This window comes from Candidatus Krumholzibacteriia bacterium (assembly GCA_035649275.1).
Classification (GTDB): Bacteria; Krumholzibacteriota; Krumholzibacteriia.
On sequence record DASRJW010000101.1, the window covers coordinates 156,465 to 169,307 of the forward strand.

Annotated in this window: 7 protein-coding genes; 4 read left to right on the forward strand and 3 right to left on the reverse strand. The window is 68.3% G+C overall.

Annotation, left to right across the window (positions count from 1 at the left end):
• Nucleotides 1-53: 53 nt before the first annotated feature.
• Nucleotides 54-3,089 carry a DEAD/DEAH box helicase gene (locus VFE28_10590; protein HZM16443.1) on the reverse strand — a complete coding sequence of 1,012 codons (3,036 nt, stop codon included), beginning with the start codon at nucleotides 3,087-3,089 and terminating at the stop codon, nucleotides 54-56.
• 164 nt (nucleotides 3,090-3,253) lie between these two features.
• Between VFE28_10590 and VFE28_10595 the strand changes: the two genes are divergently transcribed.
• Nucleotides 3,254-4,669, forward strand: a complete 1,416-nt coding sequence (locus VFE28_10595) for a DUF4139 domain-containing protein (GenBank protein ID HZM16444.1) — start codon at nucleotides 3,254-3,256, stop codon at nucleotides 4,667-4,669.
• Nucleotides 4,670-4,741: 72 nt separating this feature from the next.
• On the opposite strand, the gene VFE28_10600 is transcribed toward VFE28_10595, so the two are convergent.
• Complete coding sequence (locus VFE28_10600) at nucleotides 4,742-4,951, reverse strand: DUF1931 domain-containing protein (GenBank protein HZM16445.1); 210 nt, start codon at nucleotides 4,949-4,951, stop codon at nucleotides 4,742-4,744.
• A 154-nt stretch (nucleotides 4,952-5,105) separates the two neighbouring features.
• Nucleotides 5,106-6,005 (reverse strand): hypothetical protein, encoded by a 900-nt coding sequence (locus tag VFE28_10605; protein HZM16446.1) that lies wholly within the window; start codon nucleotides 6,003-6,005, stop codon nucleotides 5,106-5,108.
• A 134-nt stretch (nucleotides 6,006-6,139) separates the two neighbouring features.
• Between VFE28_10605 and VFE28_10610 the strand changes: the two genes are divergently transcribed.
• The 3 genes from VFE28_10610 (at nucleotide 6,140) to ileS (ending at nucleotide 12,747) form a co-directional block, all read left to right on the forward strand.
• Complete coding sequence (locus tag VFE28_10610; GenBank protein HZM16447.1) at nucleotides 6,140-8,311, forward strand: DNA topoisomerase VI subunit B; 2,172 nt, start codon at nucleotides 6,140-6,142, stop codon at nucleotides 8,309-8,311.
• Nucleotides 8,308-9,429 (forward strand): DNA topoisomerase IV subunit A, encoded by a 1,122-nt coding sequence (locus VFE28_10615; GenBank protein HZM16448.1) that lies wholly within the window; start codon nucleotides 8,308-8,310, stop codon nucleotides 9,427-9,429. Before VFE28_10610 ends, VFE28_10615 begins: the two co-directional genes overlap by 4 nt.
• A 126-nt stretch (nucleotides 9,430-9,555) precedes the next feature.
• Complete coding sequence (ileS, locus tag VFE28_10620) at nucleotides 9,556-12,747, forward strand: isoleucine--tRNA ligase (GenBank protein HZM16449.1); 3,192 nt, start codon at nucleotides 9,556-9,558, stop codon at nucleotides 12,745-12,747.
• Nucleotides 12,748-12,843 lie beyond the last annotated feature (96 nt).

The window sequence follows — 12,843 nt, forward strand, 5'->3', positions numbered from 1 at the left end:
CGGTAGGGCCGAAACCGCCCGGCATCATAGCCGAACAACGGAAGCGCGGGGGGTCACCAGGCGGCGGCAGAGCGCGGCGCTTGCCCGAGCCGGCTCGTGGCGCTCCGCCAGCGGGCGGCACAGGCGCGCTGGGCTTCGTCGCCCAGACGTCGCAGCTCCCAGTCCAGCGGCGGGGTGCGGAAGCGTACGCCCCGGCGTTCGAAGCAGAGCGACCCGGTGGCGAGAGCGTGACGGAAGAGGTCGCGGGTGAGCTCGACGTCGCGCCGGCAGTACTCCTCCACGAGATCGAGTCTTCCCTGCCGCACCCAGGCGATGGATTGCAGCCCGTCGGCGGATTTGGGCGTCCCCAAGGTCGAGCGCGCCAAGTTGTCGAGGGAGACGCGGAAGCCGAGGCGCTCCCGCAAACCCCGCAGCATGTCGAAGGTGGGGAGGCGCGAGAGGAGCCGGCGGGTGTACGGGGCGAGCACGGCATAGTCGAAGCGCAGAACGTTGAATCCCACCACGAGATCGGCGGCAAAGAGCGCCTCGACGAGGGCGGACACTTCCGGCTCGTGGTAGGTGGTGAAGCGGTCCCGCTTCTCGTCGTAGACCACCGCCAGCGCCAGGCGCATGCGTTCGATGTGGCGCCAGCCGCCCACCTCGGCGGCGGCGTAGCGCGTTTCCAGATCCAGGTAGCTCAAGCGCGGCTCGCGCCGGAGCAGCAGGGCCCGCGGCGGCTCGGGCGTCCACGCGGCGGGACCGCCGGACGTCGTCGCCGCCCGTGATACTCCGGGCGACGTCTCCGGCTGCAGTCCGGTTGGCAATTCCGGCGGGCGCAGTGGACGCGGCAAAGGCTCGTGCCCGAGGAGCCAACGCAGCGCCGCCTGCGCCCCGCGCTTGTCCAGCGGATAGTTGCCCGCGCCGCAACGGGGCGAGTGCACGCACCCCGGGCAGCCGGCGGAGCAGTCACAACGCTCGAGCCGCTGCAAGACCGCCTGCAGCAGTTCGCCGGCGAGCTCGAAGGTACGGGCGGTGAGGCCGATGCCGCCGGGAAAGGTGTCGTAGACGAAGATGGCGCCGGCGGGCACCTGGGGATGCTCGGTGAAGGTGATGCCGCCGAGATCGGCGGCCTCGCAGAGGAGGAAGAGCGGTGACAGGGCGATGCAGGCGTGTTCGATGGCGTGCAGGCTGCCCATGCGGTGGTGCGAGGCGGCAGCGAGAGCCGGAACGAGGTTCGGATCCAGCTCCAGCCACCAGCCCTCGGTCTCGTAGATCGTGGGCGGCAGATCCAGTTCGAAGCTGCCGAGGAGCTTCTGATCGTAGGTCGAGCGTTTCTCGTAGCCGGTGATGCGCTGGGTGATGCGGAGCCGGCCGAAGTGCACCGCCGTGGCCCCGGCGTGGCGACTGGCCCAGACTTCCAGGATCTCGGTGTGCTTGGCGCTGCGCGCCTGCGTCATGCTGCTGCCGTCGGCAGGAACGACGTGGACTCGCTGTCGCTCGAGGTCGAGATCCGTCACCTGCAGGTGGGCGCCGCGATGCATGTAGATGGCGCCTTCATGACACTCGTGGAACACACGGGCGCCGCCGATGGTGCCGAGAACGCGGCGCGGTGACTCGGCGCGATGGATGGTGTAGGTCTCGCCGCACTGCCGCAGATCCACCAAGCGGTGCGGCCGCGCCTGTAAGGGTAGCCAGAACTCGCCGTCCACGCTCTGCAGCAGCGCCCCCTGCCGCAGCAGCGCCGCCCGCGCCTGCGGCCACTCGAGGTCGGCGAAGGCGGGTTCGTCGTGGCGCAGCGGTTGCTCGGCGCCGGCACAGAGCAGGTGCGCGGCCCGGATACCTGGGTTGGTGGCGTCCACCACCGCCGGCTCCGGCGTGGCGGCGAAGAAAGTCTGCGGCGCCGCCACATAGTACTGGTCCAGCGCATCGCGCCCGGCCACGAGAAACAGCGCCGCCGGGCCGTCGCCGCGGCCGGCGCGGCCGCCGCGCTGCCAGGTGGACATGATGCTGCCGGGATAGCCGACGAGGATGCACGCATCCATGCCGCCGACGTCGATGCCGAGCTCGAGGGCGCTGGTGGAAACGACGCCCTGCAAGCTGCCGCCGAAGAGCGCCGCCTCGATCTCCCGCCTTTCCTCCGCCAGGTAGCCGGAGCGATAAGCGCTCGTCCGCCCGCGCAGCGCCGGGAAGCGCTGCAGCGCCCAGGTGTAGAGGAGCTCCGTGGCGCGGCGCGACTTGCAGAAGACGATGGTCTTCACGCCGGCGCCGACGCAGCGACCGAACAAGGTGGTGGCGAAGTCGAGGGCATGCGCCTGGGGGTCGAGAAGGAAGAGGGAGCGCGGCCCCGCCGGAGCGCCGCTCTCGCTCACGGTGACGAAGGGGAGACCGAACAGCTGCTCGGCGAGCTGGCCGGGATTGCGGATGGTGGCCGATGCCGCCAGCACCTGCGGTGCGGCGCCGTAATGGGCGGCGAGCCGTCGCAACCGGCGCAGGATCTGCAGCACGTGGGAACCGAAGACGCCGCGATAGGTGTGCAGCTCGTCGAGGACGATCCAGCGCAGGCCGGCGAAGAAGCGCGACCAGCGCTCGTGCCCGGGCAGCAACGAAGCGTGCAGCATGTCCGGGTTGGTGAGCAGGAGGTGCGGTGGTTGCTCCTGCAGCCGCCTTCGCTCGGCGTCGCGGCTGTCGCCGTCGAGGATGGCGGCGCGGAAAGCTTCCTCCAGGCCCAGGGCGTCCCGCAGCCGGTGCAGGCTCTTGAGCTGATCGTGCTCCAGCGCCTTGAGCGGGAACAGATAGAGAGCGTGCGCCGCACGGCCAGCAGCGCGGGCCTCGAGCACCGTCTCCAGGACCGGGAGATTGAAACAGAGCGTCTTGCCGCTCGCGGTCGGCGTCGACACCACCACGTGGGCGCCCGCACGAGCGAGGCGCAGGGCTTCGGCTTGATGGGTGTAGAGCGGACCGATGCCGAGGCGCTCGAGCGCCGCCCGGAGGTCGGGTCGGAGCGCGAGGGTGGCGGCCGCAGCCGGCCGGCGCTCCCGCACCCGGCTCGCGGCCACCGCGGACTGGAACCAGTCGTCGGCGCTGAGCTCCCGCAGCAGGGAATCGAGCATCCGAGGACCGTAGCAACGGGGGCGGGGCCTCTCAAGGACGGCGATCCCGCCGCGGAGGCGGCGTCGCGCGACACTGGAATTTCCCCCCTCGTGCCCGGTAGTAATGTCGCGCGGCGACACCCCGGCCGGGCCAACCGCTCGGCCACCTTGGCAGGAGGAGAAGCATGAAGCGATCGAGACGGCCCGAAGGATGGGCAGGAGTTCTGAGCGGGCTCTTGCTGCTCGCCGGCGGCAGACCAGCGCCGGCGGCGGATCTCACGAGCGCCGCCAGCGGGCGCCAGGACGTGGGCCTCACCATCTACAACCACGATCTGAGCCTGGTGCGGGAACGGCGCAAGATCCCGACGCAAAGCGGTGTCTTCCGCCTGCGCTACGAGGACGTCACCTCGGGCATCGAACCTTCGGCGGTGCACCTGCAGCCCGTCGGCACCGGGGCGCTGCATCTCGTGGAGCAGAACTACGAGTACGACCTCATCTCGCGGGCCAAGCTCATGGAGAAGTACGTCGGCCGCGAACTCGGCTACCGCACCAAGGAAGGCACCTATGGCCGGGCGAAGCTGCTCGCCGCCAACGAAGGTTATGTCTACGACCTGGACGGCAAGATCGTCTTCGAGCTGCCCGGTGAGGTCGTCCTCGACGCCATCCCGGAGCAGCTGATCGCCACCCCGACGCTGGTGTGGACGCTGGACGGCAAGACGAGCGGCGAACGGGAGGTGGAGGTCACCTACCTCTCCCGCGGCTTCTCCTGGCGCGCCGACTACGTGCTCCTGCTCGAGCCCAGCGAGACCAAGGCCGGCCTCACCGGCTGGGTGACGCTGGACAACACGAGCGGCGGCAGCTTCCGCAACGCCCGGCTCCAGCTCGTCGCCGGCGACGTGAACCGGGTGACGCCGGCGTTGCAGAAGGAAGTCATGTTCACTGCGGAAGCAGCGCGACCCGCGGCGCCGCAGTTCGCCCAGGAATCCTTCTTCGAATACCACCTCTACACCCTGGAGCGGCGCACCGACGTCATGGATCGGCAACAAAAGCAGATCCTTTTCTTCGACGCCGACGGTGTCACGGTGAGCAAAAGCTACACGCTGCGCAGCATGCCCTACGTGCTCCTCTCTCCGGGCTATCGCTCCGGCGACGCCGAGCCGGTGGAGGTGACGCTGCAGTTCAAGAACTCCAAGGACAACGGTCTCGGCCAGCCGATCCCACAGGGGATCGTCCGGGTCTACAAGCGCGACAAGGAGGGGGCAGCGCAGTTCCTCGGCGAGAATCAGGTACAGCACACTCCCCAGGACGAGACGCTGCGCTTCTCGGTGGGTCGCGCCTTCGACGTGGTGAGCAAGCGGACGCAGAAGGACTTCAACCGGGTGGACGAGCACACGGTCGAGATGGCCTACGAGGTGGAACTCCGCAACCACAAGGAGGAGGCGGTGAGCGTCGACGTCGAGGAGTCGCTCAGCGGCGACTGGAAGATCCTGGAGAGCTCCCAGCCCCACGTGAAGAAGGACGCGACCACCGCTGTGTTCACCCTCGCCGTGCCCGCAGGCGGCAAGACCGTCCTCACCTACCGGGCCCGGGTGCGCACCTGAGGGGCGGAAAGCGCGCAGGGCCGAGTCGACTCGGCCCTGCATCGGAAGATCGGCTCCAAGGGGGGGCGGCTCTCAGAGGTCGCCCGGCTTGAGCGTCTTGCGCTTGTTCGCCATCGCCCGGGACTCGGCCTCGGCGATCATGCCGCGGACCTTCTTGTCGAGGGCTCCGTAGAACTCGCGCGACACGTTGCACTTCTTTGCCGCGGCTTTGGTGCGGCTCTTGGAAATGATGAGCTCGCTGCCGCCCTTGGCTGCGGCTTTCTTCGCGGGCTTCGCTGCCATAGAGGGAATACCTCCGATGGTGAGTGGGTGAACTTGCGAACCGCCGGAACTGTAGGCGCGCCGCCAGGCGGTGTCAAAACAAAAAAGGCAGAGAATGACCTCCAGAGAGGTTCCCGTGGCCGATCCCACCAGGGCGCTCCGAGCGCGGGACGGCTCAGCGCGGCGCTGCCGCAGGGCTGCCGAGTCGGGTGACGATGACGCCCTTCCAGCTCTCGATGCGGCGCAGGTAGGTGGTCAAGGGCACGCGGACCACACGGTTGCCTTCGTACTCTCCGGGCAGAGCGGAGATGGCGGCGTGGATGACGTACACCGTATCGCCGCGGCGGCGGACGATGCCTTGGTGCCCGATGGGCGTGCCCGCCTCCTGCCGCAGCTTGCGGCCACGGGGCTGGTTCTCGTCGGCGACGAAGTAGAGGAAGTCGCCGTCCTCCAGGCGCTCCAGTCGTAGCTGCCCGCTCGGGATGTAGCTGAACGAACCTGGAGGGTAGCGCGTCGTTCCCGCCTTGTCGCGCACCGCGACGCCCACCTCTTCGGTGACGTCGTGTCCCCAGTGGCCCGAGCGCACCATGTCCAGGGAATCGTCCAGGTGCGCCGGGTTCTGGTAGTCGACGCCGCCGCTCGGGGAGACGACGGACTCCGGCGGGGCCCCGGCGAAGCGCGTGCGGAGCGCCCAGAGCACTGCGTCCCGCGGCGTGTCGCTCTGCGCCAGCTCGGCGCAGCGGTAGCAAAAGAGCACACAGTCCTGCTTGAAATCCTGGACCAGGAGGCTGTCGGCGACGTAGCCGCCGGGCTTGAGACCGAAGACATAGGTGGTCTGGCCGCGCTCCAGGAAGAGCTCGGCCCAGCGGGCGACGCGCTCACCCACCGGGAGCGTCCGCCACGCAGTCTGGCGTGCGGCGAGCAGCGTCTCGGGCAGGCTCACCACCGCGACCTGGTTGCGCTGCAGGAGCCGCACCAGAAGCGCCTCGGCGTGCGCCGAGGGCGGCGTGCTGTTGGCGCACCCCAGAGCCGGGAGCGAGACGGCGAGCCATGCGAGCACGATGGCGCGGTGCATGCGATTCTCCAGGCCCCGTGCGACCCGTGGCGACTCCACTTGCCGCCGCGGCGAGGGCATGTCGTAATGTAGGGAGACTTTGCCTTCGCTGGCAACGGGAAGGATGCACGCTGTCCACGGGAGGATCAGCGCCGGTGACGGTTCGCATCAAGAAATCCACCGGCGCCCCGGTGGTCTTTGGGACGGACGCCGGGGAGGAGAGCGCCCGGCGCCTCCATACTGCCGCGCCGGAGCGAGGGGCGGCGAGCACGACGCCCAAGAAGCCTGGGTCAGGAAAAGCGGGACGGGAGAAACCGGTGCGGGAGAAGAAGCGGCCCGAAGGAGCAGCGGCGAAGCCCATGGCGAAGAAAAAGCGGCGGGAAGCGGCGGCAAGGGCGGTGCGGCCGAAGAAACGGCCAGAAGGAGCGACGGCGAAGGCGGTGCCAAGGAAGAGCCGGCGGGAGGAACCGGCGATGCCCGCGACGGAGAAACCGGCGCGGGTGAGCTCGAGTCGTGAAAAGCCGGAATCCTCCGGCGCCCAGGCCTCGACCGCCAAGCCGCGCAACCGGCGCGAGGCGCGCACGGCAAAGAGCCAGGCGGCAGGCAGACGCGCCTCGGCGGAGACCTTGGCCTCGCGGCAGCGCGAGATCTCGGTGAGCGAGTTCTTCACCAAGAACCGCCATCTCCTTGGCTTCGACAGTCCGGCGCGGGGGCTCCTCACCACGGTGAAGGAAGCGGTGGACAACAGCCTGGACGCCGCCGAAGAGGCCGGGATCCTGCCGACGGTGCGGGTGCAGCTGGTCGAGATCAGCGAGGATCGCTACCGCGTCATGGTGCAGGACAACGGCCCCGGAATCGTCAAGGCCCAGGTCCCCAAGATCTTCGGCAAGCTGCTCTACGGCTCCAAGTTCCATCGCCTGAAGATGTCCCGCGGCCAGCAGGGCATCGGCATCTCCGCGGCGGGCATGTACGGACAGCTGACCACGGGGAAACCGGTGGTGATCACCTCGAAGACCGGGAAGGGAAAGCCGGCGCACCACTTCGAGATCGTCATCGACACCACCAAGAACGCTCCCGTCGTGGTCAAGGACGACACCCTGGAATGGGAGCCCGACCACGGCACGCGTCTCGAAATCGAGCTGCAGGGGAGCTACAAGGGCGGCAGGCGCTCGGTGGACGAGTATCTGGAGCAGGTGGCCCTCGCCAATCCGCACGCCGAGATCTTCTACTCCCCGCCGCGCGACCGGCCCGAGGTGCATTTCGAGCGCCTGAGCGCCGAGCTGCCGCCGGAGCCGCAAGAGATCCAGCCCCATCCTTACGGCGTCGAGCTGGGAGTCCTGCAGCAGCTCCTGAAGGACACCAAGGCGCGCACCCTGTCGGCGGCGCTGCAGAGCGAGTTCTCCCGTGTCTCCCCCAAGGTGGCGAGCGAGATCCTCGGGCTCGCCGGCCTCGCCCCCAACCGCCGCCCGCACGAGCTCAAGCCCGGCGAGGTGGAGCTGCTGCACCGCTCCATCCCCAAGGTGAAGATCCTGGCGCCGCCTGCGACCAGTGTCGTGCCCATCGGCGAAGCCTTGATCCAGCGCGGCCTGGAGCGGGAGATCCGCGCCGAGTTCACCTGCTCCTCCACCCGCCCGCCGGCGGTCTACCGCGGCAACCCGTTCATCGTCGAGGCGGGGCTCGCCTACGGCGGCGATCTCCGCCAGGTGAGCGACGACGACAGCGAACCGCTGGCGACGGCACGGGCGGAGGACGCGCAGCAGGGGCCGATCACCTTGCTCCGTCTCGCCAACCGCGCCCCGCTCCAGTATCAGCAATCGTCGTGCGCCATCTTCCGCGCCGCGGTGGAAACGAACTGGCGGCAGTACGGCCTGTCGCAGCCCAAGGCGTCGCTGCCCCAGGGCCCGATGGTGCTCCTCGTGCACCTGGCTTCGGTGTGGGTGCCGTTCACCAGCGAGTCGAAGGAAGCGGTGGCCCATTACCCGGAGATCGTGAAGGAGATCCGCCTGGCGCTCCTGGAGTGCGGCCGCAAGCTCGGCACCTACCTCCGCCGGCGCGAGCACGCGCGCCGCGAGGAGCGGCGCCGCAGCATCTTCGAGATGTACATCGGTGAGCTGGTGGAGTCTCTCGGCAAGCTCACCCAGACGGACCGCAAAAAGCTGCAGGCCAAGCTCCTCGAGCTCGCCCGCCAGCACACCGGCGACGCCGGCGAGGCGGCGACAGCGTACGTCGCCCCGTCGCGGCGGGTGCGGGTGGAGAGCCCGGCGGAACCGAGGGACGACGACGACGAGCAAGCGCAACTGCGGCTCGGACTGGAGGAGAACGGATGAGCGCGCGGCGGAAAACGACGAAGAAGCGCGACGGCGCCGCCGGGGTGGCCCAGAAGCTGGTGCAGCTCGGCGAGGAGGCGGTGCGGCAGATCCACGCCGGCAAGAACCCGAACGTGGAGATCCCGCTGCGCACTCTGGCGAACGTCAAGTTCGACCCCAAGAAGTCCATCATCGAGCTCGGGGACGAGACCCAGAGCCGCGCCCTCTTCAATGTCGCCCAGGCACGCAAATACATGCAGACGATGCTGGTGGCGTCGGCGTGCAAGGACCTGGTGGACGTGGGCAAGACCACCAGCATCCGCGATCTCTACTACATCACCAAGCACACCATCCCCGACAGCCGGCAGAACACCTTCGAGGAGCAGGAGGAATCGGATCCCATCATCGAGGACCTGGAGGTCACCATGGACTCGCTGCGGGAGGAGATGCACCTCTTCGCCTCCAACCGTGGTTCCATGGTGGGCCCCCTCACCATCGTGGACTCCGGCGACACCATCGACCTGCGGCGCCTGGGCAGCGGCGGCTGGAGCGTGCCCTCCATCGTCGAGGCCAACGTCATCCAGTTCAAGAAGAGCGACGCAGCGATGATCGTGCTGGTGGAGAAGGATGCCGTTTGGCGGCGTCTGAACGAGGACCGTTTCTGGAAGAAGCACAACGCCATCATCGTGCACGGCAACGGCATGGCGCCGCGGGGGGTGCGGCGGCTCTGCCACCGCATGGTGCAGGAGTTGAAGCTGCCCCTCTACGTGCTGGTGGACAACGACCCCTGGGGTTTCTACATCTATTCGGTGGTGAAGCAGGGTTCCATCAACTTGGCCTACGAGAGCTTGCGCATGGCCGTGCCCCAGGCGCGCTTCGTCGGCCTCTCCTCCTTCGACGCCGAGCGTTACGGCCTGTCGGACAACGTCAAGATCAAGCTCGATGACATCGACGAGCGCCGGGCCAAGCAGATGCTCGCCTACCCCTGGTTCGAGCGCAAGGAATGGCAAAAGGAGCTGCACAAGATGCTGAAGGTCGGCGTCAAGCTCGAGCTCGAAGCCTTGTCCTCCAAGGGCATCTCCTTCATCTCCGAGGAGTATCTGCCGCAGAAGATTCGCGACCGCCAGTACCTGGCGTAGTCCGCGACGCGAGCCTCCAGGAGTCGCAGCACCCCCGAGGCCGGGGCTCGGAGTGGCAGCTCCACTCGGGCCCAGGCTATGATGGCGCCCGGACCTTGTACCGCCACGCCGGGCCGAGGAAGCGTCATGCCTTTCCGCAAAGTCACGAGCAAGGTCGAGTTCGCTGCCCTGGAAGAAGAGATCAACCAGGCCTGGGAGCGCGAACGCACCTTCCAGCGCTCGATCGAGCAGCGCGCCGGGGGACCGGAGTACGTTTTCTACGACGGCCCGCCCTTCGCCACCGGCTTGCCCCACTACGGGCACCTGCTCGCCGGCACCATCAAGGACGTGGTACCGCGCTACCGCAGCATGCGGGGCGCCATCGTCGAGCGCCGCTTCGGCTGGGATTGCCACGGCTTGCCGGTGGAATACGAGATGGAAAAGGAGCTCGAGCTCCGCTCCCGGCGCGACATCGAGAGCTACGGCATCGCCCGCTTCAACGAGGCCTGCCGGAGCATCGTGCTGCGCTACGTCGGCGAGTGGCGGAAGACCGTGCGGCGCATGGGGCGCTGGGTGGACTTCGACAACGACTACAAGACGATGGACCCGGACTACATGGAGTCCATCTGGTGGGCCTTCCAACGTCTCTGGGAGCAGGGCCTGATCTACCAGGGCTTCAAGGTCATGCCCTACTGCCCGCGCTGCGCCACGCCGCTCTCCAACTTCGAGACCGCCCAGGGCTACGAAGACGTGCAGGATCCGGCCATCACGGTGCGCTTCCGCGCCAGCGCGGCGGCGGCGTCGGCGCTCGGAGCGGAGAAACCGCTCTCCTTCCTGGCCTGGACGACGACGCCCTGGACGTTACCGAGCAACTTGGGCTTGGCGGTGGGGGCGGACATCCCGTACGTCCGCGTCCGCGATGGGGAGCAGGAGTACATCCTCGCCGCGGAGCGCGTGGCGGCGCACTGGAAGGATCCGGCGAGCCTCGAGGTACGCGCCACCTTCCCGGGCCAGGCTCTCGACGGTTTGGAATACGAGCCGCTCTTTCCCTATTTCACCGCGCTCGCGGCGCAGGGCGCCTTCCGCGTCCGTCTCGGCGACTTCGTCTCCACCGCCGAAGGCACGGGCATCGTGCACGTGGCGCCGGGTTTCGGCGAGGACGACTACGCTCTGGGGCAAAAGCACGGCATCCCGGTTGTCTGCCCGGTGGATGCAGAGGGGCGGTTCACTGCGGAAGTCCCGGACTACGCTGGCAAGTTCGTGAAGGACGCCGACGCCGACATCATGCGCCGGCTGCGGGACGAGAAACGCCTGCTGCATCGGACCACGCTCCAGCACAGCTATCCGCACTGCTATCGCTGCGACTCGGTCCTCATCTACCGGGCCATCACCACCTGGTTCGTGCGCATCGACACCATCAAGGAGCGCATGCTCGCCTGCAACGCCCGCATCCACTGGGTGCCCGAGCATCTGCGCGACGGCCGCTTCGGCCAGTGGCTGGCCAACGCCCGCGACTGGGCCATCTCGCGCAACCGCTACTGGGGAACGCCGCTGCCGGTGTGGCGTTGCGAGGGCTGCGGCGCCGATCTGTGCCTGGGGAGCCGAGCGGAGCTGGAGAAACTCTCGGGACAGCGGCTCACGGATCTGCACAAGCACTTTGTCGATGCCGTGACCGTGCCCTGCGCCGAGTGCGGTGGTGTGTGCCGCCGCATCCCGGAGGTGCTGGACTGCTGGTTCGAGAGCGGCTCCATGCCGTACGCCCAGAACCACTACCCCTTCGAGAACAAGGAGCGCTTCGAAGCCAACTTCCCGGCGCAGTTCATCGCCGAGGGGCTCGACCAGACGCGCGGCTGGTTCTACACGCTGCTCGTGCTCTCCACGGCGTTGTTCGATCAGCCGGCCTTCGAGCACGTCGTCGTCAACGGTCTGGTGCTCGCCGCCGACGGCAAGAAGATGAGCAAGCGCCTGAAGAACTACCCGGAACCCGACGCCGTCATCGACCTCTACGGCGCCGACGCCTTGCGCCTCTATCTCATGAATTCCGCGGTGGTGCGCGGCGAGAACCTGCGCTTCAGCGAGGACGGCGTGCGCGAGGTGCTGCGCACCATCCTTCTGCCGCTCTGGAACGCCTACAGCTTCTTCGTCACCTACGCCAACGTGGACGGCTGGGAGCCCGCCAGCCTCGAGCGGCCGGCGGCGTCGTCGCGACGCCACCAGCTGGACCGCTGGATCCTGTCGGCCTCGGAGCGCCTGCTGCGCCAGGCGACGGCGGCCATGGAGGAGTACGAGCTGCAGCGCGCCATCGATCCGATCGTGCAGTTCGTGGACGAGCTCACCAACTGGTACATCCGGCGCAGTCGCCGGCGCTTCTGGAAGTCCGAGAACGACGAGGACAAGCTCCAAGCCTATGAAACGTTGTACGCCGTGCTCCTGCACACCTGTCACGTGCTGGCGCCGTACACACCGTTCATCGCCGATGCCATGTACCGCAACCTGGTGGGGCCGCTGCTGGCGCGCGGGGCCGCGGTGGCGGACAGCGTGCACCTGCGCGACTGGCCGGAAGCCCGGCCGGCGGAGGAGGACGAGGACCTCGACCAGCGCATGGATCTCGTCATCCGCGCCGTTTCCATGGGGCGGGCGTTGCGCACCAGTCACGGTCTCAAGGTGCGCCAGCCGTTGCGGGCCATCCACCTGGTCACCCGGGATCCCTGGGCCCGGCGCACTCTGGAGGAGTTCGCCGAGCAGATCCGCGACGAGCTGAACGTCAAAGCAGTGCACTTCGACGAACGCGAGGCGGAGCTGGTGGATTTCGTGGTGAAAGCCAACTTCAAGAGCCTCGGCCCGCGCCTGGGCAAGGAGGTGCAGAAAGCGGCCCGTGCCATCGCGGCCCTGCCGCTCGCCGAGGTGCTGGCCTTGGAGAGCGGCCGCTCCACCACCGTCGTGGTGGACGGCGTGGAGGTGACCCTGGGGCCCGAGGACGTGGCCATCGAACGCCACGAGAAGAGCGGGCTCTTCGTCGAATGTTCGGGATCGCTCACGGTGGCGCTGGACAAGGAGCTGACCCCGGAGCTGCTCGAGGAGGGTTTGGCCCGGGAGTTCGTCAACCGCGTGCAGGGGCTGCGCAAGGAAGCGGGCCTGCAGGTCACCGAGCGCATCCGCATTCTCTACCACAGTGCAGCCCCGGAGGTGGGCCGGGCGGTGGCGGTCCACGGCGACGGCATCCGCGTCGAGACCCAGGCGCTCGAATTGCTAGCGCTCCCGCAAGCGGACGGCGCGCCGGTGGACCTGAACGGCCATCCGGTACACATCCGGATCGAAAAGATCGAGACGGCGGCGTGAAGAAGAAGGACAAGGAGGCACCGAGCGGATCGCCCCTCAGCCGGCGCCGTTTCCTCGTCGTTCTCGTGGCCCTCGTGTCCGCTCTGTCGTCGGCTC